Source organism: Nocardiopsis sp. iso_25 (assembly GCF_056173305.1).
Window position 1 is genome coordinate 2610314 of the sequence record NZ_CM149667.1, and the last position, 18560, is coordinate 2628873.

The window sequence follows — 18560 nt, forward strand, 5'->3', positions numbered from 1 at the left end:
CGCGCGCGGAGCGGGGCGGCAACCCGGCCCGGAGCCGGAGCCGGACCCGGTCTCGAAGCGGTTCCCCGCCCGGCGGCGCGCGCCCCGCAGGCCCGCCCCTACTCCTCCTCTTCCACCTCCTCGGGCTCCTCCTCGCCCTCGAAGGCGTCGCCGATCTCGTCCACGACCTCGGCCGCCACATAGCCCGCCGCGAGGCCGCCCGCGACACCGAGCGCGACCCCGCCGACGGCGCCGAGCATGCCGCCGCCGTCCTGCTCCCCGTACTCCCCCTCGTGCCCGGAGAACCCGCGGCGCCGGTACAGCGCCTGCCCGATCCACTCGTCCACCGCCCGCGCCCAGTCGGTGTGGTCGGCGTCGGAGTGCTCGGCCCGGAACCAACTGGGGGAGCCGCCCTCCGAGAACCCCTCGGCGTGGCGGTCGAAGGCGAAGCCCACCCCGACGCCCGCCGGGTCGGCGGCGAAGAGGACCTCCACCTCGCCCACCTCGTGCGCGTGGTGCTCGGCGGGGTGGAACACCAGTGTCTGGAGGAACCCGGCCTCCTCGTGGGGTCCGGGCGCCGACCAGCCCTCCACTCGCACCCCGGCGAACGCGGCCCCCAGCCGCAGCATCGCCTCCAGCACGCGGTCCTGGACCGGCAGCGGGTGGACGTGGACGCGGTCGAGGTCGCCCTTGTCCGCGTCCCCGTCGACGATCACCTCGGTACGCAGCCCCGCCAGGACGCCGGGCAGCGGCGAGCCCCCGGCCTCGGTCACGGGCGCCTGCCAGGGGACGGGATGGCTGAAGGGGATCGACAGGTGCTCCCCGGCGTCCAGGCTCACGCCCGCCGCCACGGGGACGCGGGTGCACTCCGCGCCGCCGGTGGCCTCCCCCTCCTCGTCCTCGGTCCGGGCGACCAGCACGAGGACGATCTCGGCGATCTCGGTGCGGCTCCCGCCGCCCGTGAGCTCGACGCTGCCCTCCAACAGGTCCCCGGGACGGGTGTGGGGGTGCGGCAGGACGGTGTCGACGGTGGGACCGTCGTCACCGAAGGCGGCGAGCAGGCGTTTGAAGACCATGGTTTCCTTCCGGGAGGCGTCGTGTGCGCCCCGGCGCGCGGATGGCCGGTGCGCTGGTGTCGCCCGCCCAACGCGGACGCGGTGCGCGCCGGTTCCGCGGAGACCGGGTCCGAGTTCCGGGGGAGGGCTTTGGGGGCGTCCGCAAACTCGCCCGTGCTCAGTGTGGCCGGGAGTGTGCGAACGGTGTCCGGCGATGGCACCGGTGGGACCGGCGGGCTCCGCAGGTCCACGGTGGGTCGCGTCGTGGCCGGGTAGCGGCTGGGAAGTGGTCGGGCCGGGTGGTTGTGGTCCGGCCGATGTCGTTTGGGGCGGGCCGCAACACGGCCGTCCCGAGGTAGGGCCGTAGCGCCGTACCCCTTGGCCGAAAGCGGCCAGGGGGTCCACCGACCGGGGGCTTGCCTAATCTTGTCCCCGTCCTGTGGTCGACTCGACGCGCATGGTCACGGCCCTCAGTGAGCCGTGCCCGGGCGGCCCCCCGACTCCGAAGGTGCGTGATGGTGCGATCATCCCTTACCGCGGTCCTCCTGCTCGCGGCGGTGACGGCGTGCGCGGGCGCCGACGGAGGCGCTGACGACGGCGCCGCTCCTTTCCCTTCCCCGTCGCCCTCGGCTGTGGAGGCGGTGACGCCGTCCCCGTCTTCCTCGCCTTCCCCTTCGCCCTCGGAGTCCGCGGCGGCCGATTCCGGGGAGGACGCCACCGCCGACGTCTGCGGCAGAGCCGTCGAAGCGGCCCAGGCCCGGGAGGACGGCGCCGTCCAGCTCGCGGAGAGCGGGGAGCGGCTGGCTCTGATGGTGGTGGTGGCGGCGCCCGAGATCGACGACGAGGTGCTCCAGATCTACAACGACAACTACGACCAGCCGCAGGAGGCGGTATCGCTGATCGCGGACTGGTGAGAGGGGAACGGCTACTAGTAGTACTTCGTTAACTTGTGTCGGGTGGGTGCTGCTGTGCGAGTGGTCGGTGACAGGTGTGGCACACGCCGGTCCAGCACAGCAGCACCCGTTGGAGCTCCTCCAACACCTGGTACAGACTCAGACCGACGTCCGACTTTTTGGGTCCAGCCTCCGCAGGGTCAGGAACGCTTGGGCCGCGCTGACCAGCGTGACGTGGTGGTGCCAGCCCCGCCAGGTCCGTCCCTCGTAGTGATCCAACCCCAGACCGTGCTTGAGCTCGCGGTAGTCGTGCTCGATCCGCCACCGGATCTTGGCCAACCGCACCAGATGCCGTAGCGCGGTCTTCGTATCCAGGCTGGTCAACCAGTAATCGGTCGGCGCCTGCTCATACGGGGGCCACTGGGCGATCAGCGTCTGAGCGGGCAGCACCCCGTCCCAACCACCCCGGCCTCCTGCCCGGGCCAGAGCCGCCTCGCGGGCGGACTTACCCGCCAAACGCACGTCCATGACCAGGAACCGGCCCCGCATCGCCCCACGTGAGCCCTGCCGCCAGGTGCACCGGCGCAAGGCCCCACGCCCCCGCTCCAGCGCCAACTCCTTCAGCGTCCGGGCCGGGGTCCGATAGCGCGGCAGACGCGGACCCGGACCAGGCCGCTCGGGTGCCTGGGGCACCACCCCACCGGGGTGGGCGTTGAGATCACCGCGTACCGCGACCACGTAGTCCAAACCGCGCTCGGCCAGACCCTGCCGGAAGCCGTGGATCTGCCCGTACCCCGCATCGGCCACCACCACCTGGTCCTCAAGCCCCCAGGAGCGGGCCTGATCCACCATGTCCAGGGCCAGCCGCCACTTCTCCCGGTGGCCCACCTGCTCGGGCACACCCGTTTTGGCGCGGCGCTCATCGGCGGGGTTGGCCCACTCCTTGGGCAGGTAGAGCCGCCAGTTCAGCGGCACCGACGCGGTGTCGGTGACCGCGTGCAAGCTGACCGCGCTCTGGCACACCGCCTGCTTGCCCAGGGCGCCGCACCACTGGTGGGCCGCTCCCACCGACTCGGTGCCCGCTTTGGGGATACCGGAGTCATCGATCACCCACGCATCCGGATCGATGGCCCGGCTGGCCTTGGTGGCCACGCGGCGTTGGACGGGGACGTGGTCCCAGGGGGACTGGCCCACGAACTGCTGCAGCGCTTGCATGTTGCCGTCGGGCAGGCGCTCGGCCATGGGTTGGATGGACTTGCGTCGCCCGTCCAGCATTAATCCGCGCAGGTAGCAGCTGCCCCAGGCCCGGGAGTCCTTACGGGGGATGGAGGCGAGGACCTCGGCGCAGAACGCGTCGAGGTCCTCACGGAGTTCTTCTACAGCGGTCAGGTCCACGGGTCCATGATGGCGGAACCAGACCGCGAAATCATAGACTTAACGAAGTACTACTAGGTCGTTGAGGGGAGCGTCCCGGAGCGTCCCGGAACGGGCGCGGGCATGAGGCAGGTGGTCAACGGTCAGGGTTCGTGCGTGGTTGCTCGCTCCTGCGCCGCCTGCTGCCGCGAGGTGGTGTGGGAGGGCGGCCAACGCCCGAGGGTGGGAGATGGTTGGCCTCTGCTGTGTGGGCAGCGAAGGCGGCGGGTGTCTGGGGGCGCCGTTCAACGCCCCACCCGCTGATGGTGACCGGAGGTGGCGGCGCCAGCTGCCGCGAAGTGGCGCAGGCCGCGACCAACGCTGGCTGAAGCCGGGTGGCTCAGCTCTGCTGCGTCGGCACCAAAGGCAGCGGGTGTCTGGGGGCTCCGCTCAACGCCCTGGTCGCGGGTGGTGGCCGGAGGTGGCGGCGCCTGCTGCCGCGAAGTGGTGCGGGAGGGCAATCAACGGTTGGCGTTCGGGGGTGGTGGGGCTTTGCTGCGTCGGCACCAAAGGCGAGCGGGCCCTCCGGCTTGGGCAGCGCTACCGGCCCCTGTGGCGGGGGTGGGCGACGGTGGCAGCGACGACGGCTGGCGGCAGGGCCCGGGCCGCCTGGCGGGCGCGGGCATGCCGGGGCCCGGACCGGCCGGGGTCATTCCCGGGGCGGTGGAACCAGAATTCTGTCGGGCGGATGATCCTGTCCTCGCCGCTGGTGTGTGCGCAGTTCGCGTTGGTACTTGGCCCGGTTGTGCGGCCCGCACAGCGGTTGCAGGTTCGCCACCACCGTGCGCCCGCCCCGAGAGAAGGAGGTGACATGGTCGGCCTGGCAGAGGGCCACCGGAACTTCGCACCCGCCCGGGTGGGCGCAGGTGGTGTGCCCGTGGAAGGCGGCGGTGCGCTGGCGGGCTGAGGCCAGGCGGCGGCTGTGGCTCACGTCCAGGACCTGCCCGGTGGGCGGGGCGGTGAGCATCCGCACCACCTCAGAGTCGGCGGCCAACTCGTGCACCACCCCGACCGGTACCACCCGTCCGCGCTCGTCCAGCGCCGGAACTTCCTGGCCCTGAACGTCCAGGTAGGTCTGCACCGGCACCACGATGCGGATCTGCGCCAACGCAGCGGGGGCGTTGGCGCATCCGGTGTGGGTGGTGGCGAAACGCAGCGCCGCGATGAGCGCGTCATGCTCCCGCTGCGACCGCGACCGGGTGTCCTCGTCCGAGGGTGGGGTGGTGAAGGTGTCGATGGCCGCGCGCACGATCAACGCATCCCCACTGCCGCCCCACGCTTGGAGCTGGTAGCTGCCCTGGAACGTGTCATGCACGACCAGGCCACGCGAGGCGTGAGCGGCCTCGTGGTCGCGGTCCAGGCGGTGGGGGTCCAAACGGTGCGCGACCTGGCGGGCCACTGACTGAAGTTGGTTGACCGACAACGCAGGCCGCTCCTGCTTGGCCGCCACCAGAGCGGACTCGAAGCCCTGCCGGTACTGCGCCTGATCGGGGAAATGCTCGGCGTCGCGGGTCTGGACGGCTTTGTCGGTGACTTTGGCGATCACCACCGCCTCACCCAACCCCACCACGCCCGTCTCCACCGCTTCCACCGTGGCGGGCAGAGTCTCCTCGTGCACATGCTGGGCCAGCCGCGCCAAGTCCTTGGCCTGGGAGGTGGGCAGTTTGCCGTGGTGCACCAACCACTTGTCCAACGTGGAGTAGCCGCTGTAGCGGGCCACCGCACCCCGCGCGTACAGGCGCGCCATCCGCGCCAACGCCTGGTACCGGATCTGGTCCAGTTGGGCCCACAGCGCCGCGATCTCCTCAGCGGCGCTCTCGTCCGCTCCGGGCGGCACGTCGGTGTTCAACGCGTGGTCGATGATCTCGCGCGCACCGGCCAGCGCGGCCACGGCCGGGGAACATTCCCCGGGGGCCGTCTCGGGCGCTGCGGTCATCGTCTCCATACTTCTTATTATAGGCCGCCGATCGCCCTTTCTCCACTATTCACAGCATCAATTGCCGACTTTCTTTATGGAGGATGTTTTGTCTCATGGGTCGCAATGGGGTCGGGTTAAAAGGTGTCCGAAAAGGTGCGCTCAGAATGCCGCCTTGACCTCGGCGATGTCGCCCCCCGACCGCAGGGGTCAGGATCGTTGCCCGAGACCGGAGGGCCTGCTGGCTGTTGGTGCTGACGCAGCAGAGCCCGACCACCCCCACACCCCGGGCGTTGGTCGCCCTCCGGTAGCCGCTCCCGCCTTTGGTGCCGCTTTTCGTCGGTCGCCCACGCTCCCACCCGGCGCCCGCCGTTTCCCGCTGCCCGTACCCTTTCGCGGCAGCTGGCGCGCTTTCGTTGCCGCCAGAAACCCCCGACAGGAATAGCGTAGGGAGGGGCCCTGTGGACGGCCCCTCCCTACCCCTCAATCCATTACCGTTATTGAACGAAGAGCGTTTCAGGGCACACCAAAACGCCCCCTGGGTGGGATCCCCCCTATTTCCAGGAAACCATCACCACACCACCCACGACCAGCCCCAACTCCTGCCTGTGGAAAACCCAGCCACCTCCAGAAGAACCGGGCACGCCACCCACCCCACCCCGCCACACCCCAACCCGCCCCTTCCCCTCCTGCCCCGCCGCGGGGCCGTCTTTCCCCGACCGCCCGGCCCAGCCCCTCCCCATCTCCTCCCGGGACACCGAGGTGTAGGGACTCCGTTAGCGTTCGCGCCCCACCCGCATGGAAACCGTTAGGACGAACTCCGTCCGCTTTCGCGGGGTCTTGCATGGGTTCGGGGTCCTTTGGGGCCCGCGTCCTCCGCCCCGGAGGACGCACCCGTCCGCGCCTTTCCTGGAGTTCCGCCGTGCTCGACGCCGTCTATCTCCTCGCCGCCCTCGCCGTGTTCGCGCTCGTGGGCGTGATCGGCCGGGGGGTCGAGAAGCTGTGATCGTCCTCGACCTCCTGGCCGCCGCGCTCGCGGTGGCCGCGATCGCCTACCTCGTGTGCGCCCTCGTCAGACCGGAGTGGTTCTGATGACGGTGCTCCTCGCGGCCCTGCCCGTCGCCGCCCTCGCCCTGATCCTGGCCCTGCTGTACCGCCCCGTGGGTGACTACACGGCCCGGGTCTTCACCTCGACCAAGGACCTGCGGGCCGAGCGCGGGTTCTACCGCCTGGTCGGCGTGGACCCCCGCTCCGAGCAGTCCTGGCCCGCCTACCTGCGCGCCGTGCTCGCCTTCTCGGCCGTGGGCCTGGTCCTGCTCTACCTGCTCCAGCGCCTCCAGAACGTCCTGCCCCACGCGCTGGGCCTGCCTCCGGTCCCCGAGGGGCTGGCCTTCAACACGGCCGCCTCGTTCGTGACCAACACCAACTGGCAGTCCTACTCGCCGGAGCTGACCCTGGGCTACACCGTCCAGTTCGCCGGGCTCGCCGTGCAGAACTTCGTGTCGGCGAGCACGGGGATCGCCGTCGCGGTCGCCCTCGTCCGCGGCTTCGCCCGCCGCCGTTCGGGCACGATCGGCAACTTCTGGGTCGACCTGACCCGCGGCACGCTGCGCCTCCTGCTCCCTGTGTCCCTGCTGGCCGCCCTGGTGCTCGTCGCGGGCGGCGTGGTGCAGAACCTCAACGGCTTCACCGAGGCCGCCACCCTCAGCGGCGCCACCCAGACCGTCCCCGGCGGTCCGGTCGCCTCACAGGAGGCCATCAAGATCCTGGGCACCAACGGGGGCGGGTTCTTCAACGCCAACTCCGCGCACCCCTTCGAGAACCCGGCGCCCTGGACCAGCCTGTTCCAGACCGTGCTCATGCTGGTCATCCCGTTCTCCCTGCCGCGCGCCTTCGGGCGGATGGTGGGCAGCCACCGGCAGGGCTACGCGGTCCTCGCCGCCATGGCCGTCCTGTTCACCGCCTCCCTGACCGCGCTCACCCTCCTGGAGGCCCACGGCGCGGGCACCGCGCCCGAGGCGGCCGGGGCCGCCTGGGAGGGAAAGGAACAGCGGTTCGGCGTGTACGCCTCGACCCTGTTCGGATCGGCGAGCACGCTGACCTCGACCGGTGCGGTGAACTCGATGTTCGACTCCTACACCGCGCTGGGCGGCATGATGCCCATGGTCAACATGATGCTCGGCGAGGTCGCGCCGGGCGGTGTGGGCTCGGGCCTGTACGGGATGCTCGTGCTGGCCGTCCTGGCGGTGTTCGTCGGCGGCCTGCTGGTCGGGCGCACCCCCGAGTACCTGGGCAAGAAGCTCGGGCCGCGGGAGGTCAAGCTCGCCAGCCTGTACATCCTGGTCACCCCGACCCTGGTACTGGCCGGTACGGCGCTGAGCTTCGCCGTCCCCGCCGTGCGCGCCGACGTCGTGGCCACCTCCCTCCTCAACCCCGGCCCGCACGGGCTCTCGGAGGTGCTGTACGCGTTCACGTCGGCCTCCAACAACAACGGCTCCGCCTTCGCGGGGCTGACCGCCGACACGCCCTGGTTCAACACCGCCCTGGGCGTGGCCATGCTGCTGGGCCGGTTCGTGCCCGTCGTGTTCGTCCTGGCCCTGGCGGGCTCCCTCGCCGCCCAGGACAGGGTGCCCGCCACACCGGGGACCCTGCCCACCCACAGGCCGCAGTTCGTCGGCCTGCTCGTGGGCGTCACCGTCCTGGTGACCGCCCTGACCTACTTCCCCGTTCTCGCGCTGGGCCCCCTGGCGGAAGGACTGTGAGCACCGTGTCCCTGACATCGCACACCTCCGGCACCGACCGGACGACCGCCGAGGTCCCCGGTTCCGGCGACGGTTCCGGCACCGGCCCGGGCGGACCCCGGCGGACCTTCGGCCCCCGCCAGCTCGCCGCGGCCCTGCCCGGCGCGCTGCGCAAGCTCGACCCCAGGTCGATGCGGCACAACCCCGTCATGTTCGTCGTCGAGGCGGGCGCGGCGCTCACCACCGTCCTGGCGGTCGCCGAGCCCTTCCTCGGCGGCCCCGAGCCCTCCGGCGGCTCCCCGGTCCCGGCGGGGTTCACCGCTGCCATCGCCGTCTGGCTGTGGCTGACGGTCCTGTTCGCGAACGTGGCCGAGTCGGTGGCCGAGGGGCGCGGCAAGGCCCAGGCCGACAGCCTGCGCCGCACGCGCACCAGCACCACGGCCAACCGGGTCCGCGACTACGACCCCGCGGCCGACCCCTCCGCCGAACACGCCGTGACGCACCCGGTCGCCTCCTCCGAGCTGGCCCTCGGCGACGTCGTGGTGGTCTCGGCCGGTGAACTCGTCCCCGGCGACGGCGACGTCGTCTGGGGCATCGCCTCGGTGGACGAGTCGGCGATCACCGGAGAGTCGGCCCCCGTGGTCCGCGAGTCCGGCGGCGACCGCAGCGCCGTGACCGGCGGCACCCGGGTGCTGTCGGACCGGATCGTGGTGCGCGTCACCTCCCGGCCGGGGGAGACCTTCGTGGACCGGATGATCTCCCTGGTCGAGGGCGCCTCGCGCCAGCGCACGCCCAACGAGATCGCGCTCAACATCCTGCTGGCGAGCCTGTCGGTCGTCTTCGTGGTCGTCGCGCTCACCCTGAGCCCGATCGCCGCCCACGTCGGCGCGCCGGTGAGCGTGCCCGTCCTGGTCGCCCTCCTGGTGTGCCTCATCCCCACCACCATCGGAGCCCTGCTCTCGGCCGTGGGCATCGCCGGAATGGACCGGCTCGTGCGCCGCAACGTCCTGGCCGTGTCCGGCCGGGCCGTGGAGGCCGCCGGGGACGTGAGCACCCTGCTGCTCGACAAGACCGGCACCATCACCCACGGCAACCGCAGGGCGAGCGCGTTCCTGCCCCTGGAGGGCGTGCCCGAGGCGGACCTGGTCCGCGCCGCCGCCCTGTCCTCCCTGGCCGATCCCACGCCCGAGGGCACCTCCGTCGTGGAGCTGGCCGCCGCGCGGGGGACCGACACCGGACCGCGGGCCCGGGGCGAGGTCGTGCCCTTCACCGCACGGACGCGGATGAGCGGCCTGGACCTGCCCGACGGCACCCGCATCCGCAAGGGGGCCGCCTCGGCGGTCACCGCGTGGGTCGGGGAGGAGGGCCCGGTCGGCCCCGTGGTGCGCACCGACCTGGAGGCGCTGGTCGCCGACGTCTCCCAGGGCGGGGGCACCCCGCTGGCCGTCGCCGTGCGCGAACCCGGGGGAGGGGCCCGTGTCCTCGGCGTGGTCCACCTCAAGGACGTGGTGAAGGAGGGCATCGCCGAACGGTTCGCCGAACTCAGGGCGATGGGCATCCGCACGGTCATGGTCACCGGCGACAACCCGCTGACGGCCCGGGCGATCGCCGCCGAGGCCGGGGTGGACGACTTCCTCGCCGAGGCCACCCCCGAGGACAAGCTGGCCCTCATCCGCCGCGAACAGGAGGGCGGCGCCCTCGTCGCGATGACCGGCGACGGTACCAACGACGCCCCGGCCCTGGCCCAGGCGGACGTGGGCGTGGCGATGAACACCGGCACCTCCGCCGCCAAGGAGGCCGGGAACATGGTCGACCTGGACTCGGACCCGACCAAGCTCATCGACGTCGTGCGGATCGGCAAGCAGTTGCTCATGACCCGCGGCGCCCTGACCACCTTCTCCATCGCCAACGACGTCGCCAAGTACTTCGCGGTCATCCCCGCGCTGTTCGCGGGGGCCTTCCCCGGCCTGGCGGCGCTCAACGTCATGGGGCTCGGCTCCCCGGCCTCGGCCATCATGTCCGCGGTCGTGTTCAACGCGCTCGTCATCGTCGTCCTGATCCCGCTCGCCCTGCGTGGCGTGCGCCACCGGCCCCTGAGCGCGTCCCGCGTCCTGAGCCGCAACCTGCTCCTCTACGGCCTGGGCGGCATGGCCGCCCCCTTCGTTGGCATCGCACTGATCGACCGCGTCGTCAGCCTCCTGCCCGGATTCTGACGCGCTCCCACGGGAGGCAACACCCACCATGAGCTCCACACGCGCCATCCTGCGCCAGTTCGGCGCCGCCCTCCGCACGGTGCTGGTCCTGACCCTCGTGCTCGGCCTGGCCTACCCGCTGGCCGTCACGCTCCTGGCCCAGACCCTCATGCCCGACCGCGCCGACGGCTCGCTGCTGCGCGCGCCGGACGGGACGGTCGTGGGGTCCGCCCTGATCGGCCAGTCCTTCACCGGCGCCGACGGCCGTCCCCTGCCCGAGTGGTTCCAGTCCCGGCCCTCGGCCGCCGGGGACGGCCACGACGCCGGGGCCTCCGGCGGCAGCAACCTGGGCCCGGAGAACCCCGAGCTCGTCGCGGCGGTCGAGGAGCGCCGGGAGGAGGTCGCCGCCTTCGAGGGCGTGGACCCCGACCGCGTCCCGGCCGACGCGCTGTCCGCGTCCGCCTCGGGCCTGGACCCCCACATCAGCCCCGGGTACGCCCTGCTCCAGGTGCCGCGGGTGGCCCGGGAGCGCGGCCTGCCCGAGGGGGAGCTGCGGGCCCTGGTCGGGCGTAGTATCGAAGGCCGGGACCTGGGCTTCCTCGGCGAGGAGAGGGTCAACGTCCTGGAGTTGAACATCGCGCTCGACCGGTGGGGAAGCTGATGAGGCGGGGACGGCTGCGGGTCTTCCTCGGGGCGGCCCCGGGCGTGGGCAAGACCCACACCATGCTGGAGGAGGGCAGGCGCCTGCGCGACGAGGGCCGCGACGTCGTGGTCGCCGTCGTGGAGACCCACGGCCGCGAGGCGGTCGCCGCCCTGCTCGACGGGATGGAGGCCGTCCCCCGCACGGCGGTCTCGCACCGGGGCGTGGGCCTGACGGAGATGGACCTGGACGCGGTCCTGGCCAGGCGCCCGCAGGTCGCCCTGGTCGACGAGTTCGCCCACACCAACGCCCCCGGCGCGCGCCACGGCAAGCGCTGGGAGGACGTGGCGCGGCTGTGCGCCGCGGGCGTGGACGTCATCACCACGGTCAACATCCAGCACATCGAGTCCCTCAACGACGTGGTCCAGCGCATCACCGGGGCGCCCCAGCGCGAGACGGTCCCGGACCGGGTGCTGCGCGCGGCCGACCAGATCGAGCTGGTCGACCTCGCGCCCCAGGCCCTGCGCGACCGGCTCGCGGCGGGCCGCGTCTACCCGGCCGAGCGCATCGACGCCGCCCTGTCGAACTACTTTCGCCTGGGCAACCTCACCGCGCTGCGCGAACTGGCCCTGCTGTGGCTGGCCGACGAGGTCGACAGCGCGCTGATGGACTACCGGGCCGAGCACCGCATCGACAGCACCTGGGAGGCGCGCGAGCGCGTGGTGGTCGCCCTCACCGGCGGACCCGAGGGGGAGACGCTGCTGCGCCGGGGCGCGCGCATCGCCGCCCGCTCGGGCAGCGGCGAACTCCTGGCCCTGCACGTCAGCGGCCAGGAGGGCCTGCGCGACGCCCGCCCCGAGGCGCTCGCCGCCCAGCGGGTCCTGACCGAGCGGCTGGGGGGCGCCTTCCACCAGGTGGTCGGCGACGACATCCCCCGCTCACTGGTGGAGTTCGCCCGCGCGGTCAACGCCACGCAGCTGGTCATCGGCACCAGCCGCCGCGGCCGCCTCCTCACCGCGCTCACCGGCCCCGGGGTCGGCGCGACCGTCATCCGCGAGTCGGGCCCCATCGACGTGCACATCGTCAACCACGCCGCGGCCGCCGGGGGACCGGCCCTGCCGCGCCTGGGCGGGGCGCTCAGCCCGCGGCGCCGCCTGGCCGGGTTCGCGCTCGCGCTCGTGGCGGGCCCGCTCCTGACCTGGCTGCTGGTCTCCTACCGCAGCACGGAGTCGCTGGTCGCGGACGTGCTCACCTACCAGTTGCTGGTGGTGGTCGTGGCCCTGATCGGCGGCATCTGGCCCGCGCTCTACGCCGCCGTGATGTCCGCCGTCACGCTGGACCTGCTGTTCATCGAGCCGCTGCTCCAGATCAGGATCGACCACCCCCTCCACCTGGGCGCCCTGGTCCTGTACGCCCTCAACGCGGTCCTGGTCAGCTACGTCGTCGACCAGGCCGCGCGCCGCACCCGCGCCGCCCAGCGGGCCGGGGCCGAGTTCGAGCTGCTCGCCACCGTCGCGGGCAGCGTCCTGCGCGGCCAGGACGCCCTCAGGGCCCTGGTCGGCCGCACCCGCGAGGCCTTCGCCCTGGACGCGGTGCGGCTGCGCTCGGACGGGGCCGTCCTCAGCTCCGCGGGCGAGCCCCCACCCGGCGCCGAACCCACGGTCGTGGCCGTGGGCGAGCGCGCCAGCCTCGAACTCCACGGCGCCGACCTCGGCGCCTCCGAGCGGCGGCTCCTGGAGGTGATCGCCACCCAGATCGACGCGGCCCTCGAACACCAGGACCTGCGCGCCACCGCCAGCGAGGTGGGCCCGCTCGCCGAGAACGACCAGGTCAGGAGTGCCCTGCTCTCCGCGGTCAGCCACGACCTGCGCCGTCCGCTGGCCGCCGTGACCACCGCGGTCAGCAGCCTGCGCCTGTCCGGTGTGGACTGGTCGCCCGCCGACCGTGACGAACTGCTCGCCACCGCCGAGGAGAGCCTGGCCACGCTCACCGCCCTGGTCACCGACCTGCTCGACGTCAGCAGGCTCCAGGCGGGCGTGCTGGCGGTCTCCGCCCACGACACCGACGCGGACGAGGTGATCCTGCCCGCGCTGGACGAGCTGGGCCTGGGCCCGGCCGACGTGGACCTGGAACTTGACCCCGACCTGCCCGCCGTGCGCGCCGACGCCGGGCTGCTCCAGCGGGCCATCGTCAACCTCCTGGCCAACGCCGTGCGCTTCTCCCCGCCGGGCCGCGGGGCCCGCGTGGCCACCAGCGCCTTCGGCTCCGCCGCCCAGATCCGGGTGATCGACCACGGCCCGGGCGTCTCCCCGGACCGTCTCGACCAGCTCTTCGTCCCCTTCCAGCGGTTGGGCGACACCGACAACACCACGGGCCTGGGCCTGGGACTGGCGCTGTCCCGGGGGTTCGTGGAGGGGATGGGCGGGCGGCTCACCGCCGAGGACACCCCCGGCGGCGGGCTGACCATGGTCATCTCCCTGTCCCTGGCCCAGAGCCCCGACCCGGGGGAGGGCGCGTGAAGATCCTCGTCGCCGACGACGACCCGCAGATCCTGCGCGCCCTCAGGGTGACCCTGCGCGCCCGCGGCTACGACATCGTGGTCGCCACCAACGGCGCCGACGCCCTCAACACCGCCGTCGACCAGCGCCCGGACCTGTACGTGATCGACCTGGGCATGCCGCACCTGGACGGGGTGGAGGTCATCGAGGGCCTGCGCGGCTGGACCAGCGCCCCGATCCTCGTCGTCTCCGGGCGCACCGACTCCGTGGACAAGGTCCAGGCGCTCGACGCGGGCGCCGACGACTACGTCACCAAGCCCTTCGCCATCGACGAGTTCCTGGCGCGGGTGCGGGCCCTGACCCGCCGGGGTGCGGGCGGCGACGCCGAACCGCTCGTCAGGCTGGGGGAGCTGACCGTGGACCTGTCGGCCCGGACCGTGACCCGCGAGGGCGGGCCGGGGATGGAGGGAGTGCGGTTGACCCCCACCGAGTGGCGCATCCTGGAGATCCTCATGCGCCACGCCGGCAAGCTCGTCACACGCCAGCGACTGCTGGCGGACGTGTGGGGTTCCGAGCACGTCACCGACACCGGTTACCTGCGCCTGTACGTCTCCCAGCTGCGCAAGAAGCTCGAACCCGACCCCAAGGCGCCGCGGTTCCTCATCACCGAGCCCGGCATGGGATACCGTTTCCAGCCCCCCGGATGACAAGCGCCGCACGCGTGGTTCATCGTTGATTCGAGCGGCCGTGGACCCGGGGGACCGGGCACCCGAGCCGAGGAGGCCGTGCCACGGGGCACGCCGCGGAAGAAGGAAGTGAGAACGATGGGTTTCGGGGCACGTGAGATCCTGATCCTCCTGGTCATCGCGCTACTGTTGTTCGGAGCCAAGAAGCTCCCGGACCTGGCGCGCTCCCTGGGCCGCAGTGCCCGCATCCTCAAGGCCGAGACCAAGGGCATGCACGACGACGCCGACGGCGCGCGGCCCGCCGAGCCGCAGCGGCCAGCCGCGCAGCCCCAGCCCCAGCCCCAGTCTCAGCAGTCGGCCGCGCAGCCGACGCTGGAGGGCAGGATCATGACCCCCGAGGAGTACGGCACCGCGCATCCCCACACCGCCGGGAGCTGAGGCCGCCTCGCGGGCCGGGGCCCGGTCCCCGGCTCGGCGGTTGCACGGGCGCGCGATCCGGTACGACCGAAATCCGGGGTCCTCGGCCGGCACGGCGGGGCCCGCGCGGGGCCGCCAGAAACCTGGTGGCCGACTGGTGCGGCGGCGGGGCCGGTGTGGGTAGTGTGACCCAGCGGGTACCCCGGCCGGGCCCGCGGTCCGGGCCGGGAAGCCCGCAGCCACACCGCCGCGCGCCGTTCCCGCCCCGTGGCCGACGGGAGACGAGCGCACCGGGCACGGGGCGCCCCGGCGCGCCCCGCGCCCCCGTTCCCGCTAGGACTCCCATGCCCCCACACATCGCCCTCCTGGTCAATCCCGACTCCGGGCGGCGCCGCGCGGCCGTCGTCGCGGTCCGCCTCAAGGAGGCGCTGCGCGAGGCGGGGGCCCGCGTGCACGTGTACACCGGCCGCTCGGCCGCCGACAGCCGCCGCATGGCCCGCCTGGCCGCCTCCGACCGGCCCGACGCGCTCGTGGCCGTGGGCGGCGACGGCCTCGTCCACCAGGCCCTCCAGGCTGTGGTGGGCACCGGGGTCCCCCTGGCCGTGGTCCCCACCGGGACCGGCAACGACATCGCCCGCGCCTTCGGCCGCCCGAGAGGGTCGGCCGGGGACGTGGCCGAGGCGGTCCTGCGAGGGCGCACCCGCCCCGCCGACGCCGTACGCCTGACCCTGGCCGACGGCACGCAGCGCTACTTCCTCAGCGTCCTGGCCTGCGGCTTCGACGCCCGGGTCAACGAGCGCGTCAACGGGTTCCGCCACCGGATCGGCCGTATCGGGTACGTGGCCGGAATCCTGGCCGAGCTGCGCTCCTTTCAGCCCATCGACTACGACATCGAGGTGGACGGGCGCCGCATCGCCGAGCCGGGGATGCTCGTCGCGGTCGGCAACACCAGCGCCTACGGCGGCGGCATGCACGTGTGCCCCGACGCCGTCCCCGACGACGGCCTCCTCGACGTGGTCTTCGTCCGCCAGGCGCCGATCGGCCGCTTCCTGAGCGTGTTCCCCCGCGTCTTCAACGGCAGCCACACCGGCCTCGACGAGGTGGTGGTCGAACGCGGTCGCACCGTCACCATCCGCGGCGCGACCGGCGTCGCCTACGCCGACGGCGAGCGCATCGGGGAGGCGCCCCTGGTCTGCGAGGTGGCGCCCAAAGCGGTCGAGATGTTGGAGCTGACCTCATAGGCTGGAGGCCATATGAGTAGTCACGCTGAGCGGTACGCCGCCTTCCGTCGGCGCCAGGGGTCCTCCAGCGCCGCCATCGAGGCCTTCCAGGGCCTCTACGGGTTCGAGTTCGACCCCTTCCAGATCCGGGCCTGCAAGGCGCTGGAGAACGGCCACGGGGTGCTGGTGGCCGCGCCGACCGGTTCCGGCAAGACCGTGGTGGGCGAGTTCGCCGTGCACCTGGCTCTGGGCGAGGGCACCAAGTGCTTCTACACCACGCCCATCAAGGCGCTGTCCAACCAGAAGTACAACGACCTCGTCAAGCGCTGCGGCGCCGACCAGGTCGGCCTGCTGACCGGTGACAACAGCGTCAACGGCGAGGCGCCCGTGGTGGTCATGACCACCGAGGTGCTGCGCAACATGCTCTACGAGGGCTCGGCCACCCTCGGCGGACTGGCCTACGTGGTGATGGACGAGGTGCACTACCTCGCCGACCGCTTCCGCGGCGCGGTCTGGGAGGAGGTGATCATCCACCTGCCCGAGTCGGTGCGCATGGTCGCCCTCTCGGCCACCGTCAGCAACGCCGAGGAGTTCGGCGAGTGGCTCCAGCAGGTGCGCGGCGACACCACCGTCATCGTGGACGAGAAGCGGCCCGTGCCGCTGTGGCAGCACGTGATGGTCGGCAACCGGGTCCACGACCTGTTCGTGGACATGGAGGAGGACGCCGACCCCGGGTCCGAGGACGGGGAGGGGCGGGAGGGCTCCACCGGGCGCGCCAAGAAGCGCAGGCGCGAGCGCCGCCGCCAGGGCTGGCAGCCCCGCGAGATCGAGGTCGGCGGGCAGAAGCTGCGGATCAACCCCCGGTTGACCCGGTTCGCCGAGGAGGACTCGCGCGTCACCCAGCTGGCCAACCGGCGCCGCCACCCGCAGTCGCGGGCCCGCGGCAACGTGCGCCCGCGCTCGCGGTTCGCGCCGCCCTCGCGGCCCACCATCATCGAGGAGCTGGACGACGACGGCCTGCTGCCCGCGATCACCTTCATCTTCAGCCGGGCGGGGTGCGACGACGCCGTCCGCCAGTGCCTGGCGGCCGGGCTGGTGCTCACCACCCCGGAGGAGGCCGACGAGATCCGCGAGTACGCCGAGACGCGGTGCGCCGACATCCCGCCCGCCGACCTGGCCGTGCTCGGCTTCGAGCAGTGGCTGCGCGCCCTGGAGGCGGGCATCTCCTCCCACCACGCCGGGATGCTGCCCGCCTTCAAGGAGATCGTCGAGCACCTGTTCTCGCGCGGCCTCATCCGCGCGGTGTTCGCCACCGAGACCCTGGCCCTGGGCATCAACATGCCCGCGCGCACGGTGGTCATCGAAAAACTCGACAAGTGGAACGGCGAGACCCACGCCCAGCTCACCCCCGGCGAGTACACGCAGCTCACCGGACGCGCCGGGCGGCGCGGCATCGACGTGGAGGGCCACGCGGTGGTCGTGTGGCAGGCCGGTACCGACCCCGAGTCGGTGGCCAGCCTCGCGGGCACCCGCACCTACCCCCTCAACTCCAGCTTCCAGCCCTCCTACAACATGGCGGTGAACCTGGTCGGCCAGGTCGGCCGCCAGCGCAGCCGCAACATGCTGGAGGCGTCCTTCGCCCAGTTCCAGGCCGACCGCGCCGTCGTGGGCCTGGTCAAACAGCTGCGCAAGAGCGAGGAGGCCCTGGAGGGCTACGCCCAGGCGGCCGAGTGCCACCTGGGCGACTTCATGGAGTACGCCGCGCTGCGCAGAGCCCTGAGCGACCGCGAGTCCATGCTCTCCAAGAACCGCTCGGCCCGGCGCCGCGACGAGGCCCTGGAGAGCCTGGAGAAGCTGCGCACCGGCGACATCATCCGCATCCCCTCGGGCCGCTACTCCGGGCACGCGGTCGTGCTGGACCCGGGGTTGCGCCACGACCTGCCCGCGCCCCTGGTGCTCACCGTGGACAAGCAGGTCAAGCGGGTCAACGCCAGCGACTTCACCGTGCCGGTGCACCCCTCCGGGCGCATCCGCGTGCCCAAGTCGTTCTCGGCCAAGTCGCCGCGCTCGCGCCAGGACCTGGCCTCCACGCTGCGTAACAAGCTCAAGGAGCGCGGCACCGACCCCGTCTACGAACGCGGCTCGCGTGAGGCGGGGGAGGACTCCGAGGTGCTGCGCCTGCGCGGGGAGATGCGCCAGCACCCCTGCCACGGGTGCGCCGACCGCGAGGACCACGCCCGCTGGGCCGAACGCTACTTCCGCCTGCGCCGGGAGACCGACGGCCTGCGCCGCCGGGTGGAGGGGCGCTCGCACGTCATCTCCCGCACCTTCGACCGCGTGTGCGGGGTGCTGGACGACCTGGGGTACCTGGAGGGCGACAGCGTCTCCGACGACGGGTCGCGGCTGGCCAAGGTCTACTCCGAACTGGACCTGCTCGTGGCCGAGTGCCTGCGCCGCGGCCTGTGGAAGGGGCTGACCCCGGTCGAACTGGCCGCCTGCGCCGCCTCGCTGGTCTACGAGGCGCGCCGCGGCGACGACGCCTATCCGCGCCTGCCCGGCGGGCGGGTGGACGAGACGCTCGCGGAGATGGTGCGCCTGTGGGGCGATCTGTCGGAGGTCGAGTCCCGGCACCGGGTGTCGTTCCTGCGCCAGCCCGACCTGGGCTTCGTGTGGACGGCGCACCGGTGGGCGGGCGGCGACCGGCTGGACGCCATCCTGCGCCAGGCCGACATGACCGCCGGCGACTTCGTGCGCACCGCCAAGATGCTGGTGGACATGCTCGGCCAGATCGCCGGGGCCAGCGGCGACGCCGAGGTGCGCACCACCGCGCGCAAGGCCGGTGACCTGGTGCGGCGCGGAGTGGTGGCCTACTCCTCGCTCACCTAGCGCACCGGTCGGGACCGTCGCCGGT

General features: G+C 72.7%; 13 protein-coding genes. 10 read left to right on the plus strand and 3 right to left on the minus strand.

Features of this window, described 5'->3' with window-relative positions; all coding sequences use genetic code 11:
* Positions 1-98 precede the first annotated feature (98 nt).
* Positions 99-1055, minus strand: coding sequence for a sporulation protein (locus tag AC0VX6_RS11275; protein ID WP_475468492.1), 957 nt, complete (start codon positions 1053-1055; stop codon positions 99-101).
* 494 nt (positions 1056-1549) lie between these two features.
* Between AC0VX6_RS11275 and AC0VX6_RS11280 the strand changes: the two genes are divergently transcribed.
* Positions 1550-1948 (plus strand): hypothetical protein, encoded by a 399-nt coding sequence (locus AC0VX6_RS11280; protein ID WP_475468494.1) that lies wholly within the window; start codon positions 1550-1552, stop codon positions 1946-1948.
* A 138-nt stretch (positions 1949-2086) separates the two neighbouring features.
* On the opposite strand, the gene AC0VX6_RS11285 is transcribed toward AC0VX6_RS11280, so the two are convergent.
* Together AC0VX6_RS11285 and AC0VX6_RS11290 are read right to left on the minus strand one after the other, a co-directional pair.
* Positions 2087-3322, minus strand: a complete 1236-nt coding sequence (locus tag AC0VX6_RS11285; protein ID WP_475464928.1) for an IS701 family transposase — start codon at positions 3320-3322, stop codon at positions 2087-2089.
* Positions 3323-3989: 667 nt separating this feature from the next.
* Complete coding sequence (locus AC0VX6_RS11290) at positions 3990-5276, minus strand: HNH endonuclease signature motif containing protein (RefSeq protein WP_475469314.1); 1287 nt, start codon at positions 5274-5276, stop codon at positions 3990-3992.
* 981 nt (positions 5277-6257) lie between these two features.
* On the opposite strand from AC0VX6_RS11290, the gene AC0VX6_RS11295 reads away from it, so the two are divergent.
* From AC0VX6_RS11295 to AC0VX6_RS11335, 9 genes are all read left to right on the plus strand, one after another.
* Positions 6258-6347, plus strand: coding sequence for a potassium-transporting ATPase subunit F (locus AC0VX6_RS11295; protein WP_017564843.1), 90 nt, complete (start codon positions 6258-6260; stop codon positions 6345-6347).
* Positions 6347-8017 (plus strand): potassium-transporting ATPase subunit KdpA, encoded by a 1671-nt coding sequence (kdpA, locus tag AC0VX6_RS11300; RefSeq protein WP_475468495.1) that lies wholly within the window; start codon positions 6347-6349, stop codon positions 8015-8017. The genes AC0VX6_RS11295 and kdpA overlap by 1 nt, the downstream gene beginning before the upstream one ends.
* Positions 8014-10209 carry a potassium-transporting ATPase subunit KdpB gene (gene kdpB / locus AC0VX6_RS11305; protein ID WP_475468496.1) on the plus strand — a complete coding sequence of 732 codons (2196 nt, stop codon included), beginning with the start codon at positions 8014-8016 and terminating at the stop codon, positions 10207-10209. The genes kdpA and kdpB overlap by 4 nt, the downstream gene beginning before the upstream one ends.
* A 28-nt stretch (positions 10210-10237) precedes the next feature.
* Positions 10238-10849, plus strand: coding sequence for a potassium-transporting ATPase subunit KdpC (kdpC, locus tag AC0VX6_RS11310; RefSeq protein WP_475468498.1), 612 nt, complete (start codon positions 10238-10240; stop codon positions 10847-10849).
* Positions 10849-13347: an ATP-binding protein gene (locus AC0VX6_RS11315; protein WP_475468500.1), complete on the plus strand. Its 2499-nt coding sequence runs from the start codon at positions 10849-10851 to the stop codon at positions 13345-13347. The genes kdpC and AC0VX6_RS11315 overlap by 1 nt, the downstream gene beginning before the upstream one ends.
* Positions 13344-14033 carry a response regulator gene (locus tag AC0VX6_RS11320; RefSeq protein ID WP_248769982.1) on the plus strand — a complete coding sequence of 230 codons (690 nt, stop codon included), beginning with the start codon at positions 13344-13346 and terminating at the stop codon, positions 14031-14033. The genes AC0VX6_RS11315 and AC0VX6_RS11320 overlap by 4 nt, the downstream gene beginning before the upstream one ends.
* Positions 14034-14150: 117 nt before the next feature.
* On the plus strand, positions 14151-14450 hold the full coding sequence (gene tatA, locus AC0VX6_RS11325; RefSeq protein ID WP_475468502.1) for a Sec-independent protein translocase subunit TatA: 300 nt from the start codon (positions 14151-14153) through the stop codon (positions 14448-14450).
* A gap of 323 nt (positions 14451-14773) precedes the next feature.
* Positions 14774-15670: a diacylglycerol/lipid kinase family protein gene (locus AC0VX6_RS11330; RefSeq protein WP_475468504.1), complete on the plus strand. Its 897-nt coding sequence runs from the start codon at positions 14774-14776 to the stop codon at positions 15668-15670.
* A 12-nt stretch (positions 15671-15682) separates the two neighbouring features.
* The gene (locus AC0VX6_RS11335) at positions 15683-18535 is read left to right on the plus strand and encodes a DEAD/DEAH box helicase (protein ID WP_475468507.1); all 2853 of its coding nucleotides are present in this window, start codon (positions 15683-15685) and stop codon (positions 18533-18535) included.
* Positions 18536-18560: the final 25 nt, after the last annotated feature.

Coding starts and splice junctions, on each gene's coding strand:
- AC0VX6_RS11315 (WP_475468500.1), top strand. CDS start 10,849: ATGAGGCGGGGACGGCTGCGGGTCTTCCTCGGGGCGGCCCCGGGCGTG.
- AC0VX6_RS11290 (WP_475469314.1), bottom strand. CDS start 5,276: ATGACCGCAGCGCCCGAGACGGCCCCCGGGGAATGTTCCCCGGCCGTG.
- AC0VX6_RS11330 (WP_475468504.1), top strand. CDS start 14,774: ATGCCCCCACACATCGCCCTCCTGGTCAATCCCGACTCCGGGCGGCGC.
- kdpC (WP_475468498.1), top strand. CDS start 10,238: ATGAGCTCCACACGCGCCATCCTGCGCCAGTTCGGCGCCGCCCTCCGC.
- AC0VX6_RS11280 (WP_475468494.1), top strand. CDS start 1,550: ATGGTGCGATCATCCCTTACCGCGGTCCTCCTGCTCGCGGCGGTGACG.
- tatA (WP_475468502.1), top strand. CDS start 14,151: ATGGGTTTCGGGGCACGTGAGATCCTGATCCTCCTGGTCATCGCGCTA.
- kdpA (WP_475468495.1), top strand. CDS start 6,347: ATGACGGTGCTCCTCGCGGCCCTGCCCGTCGCCGCCCTCGCCCTGATC.
- AC0VX6_RS11335 (WP_475468507.1), top strand. CDS start 15,683: ATGAGTAGTCACGCTGAGCGGTACGCCGCCTTCCGTCGGCGCCAGGGG.
- AC0VX6_RS11275 (WP_475468492.1), bottom strand. CDS start 1,055: ATGGTCTTCAAACGCCTGCTCGCCGCCTTCGGTGACGACGGTCCCACC.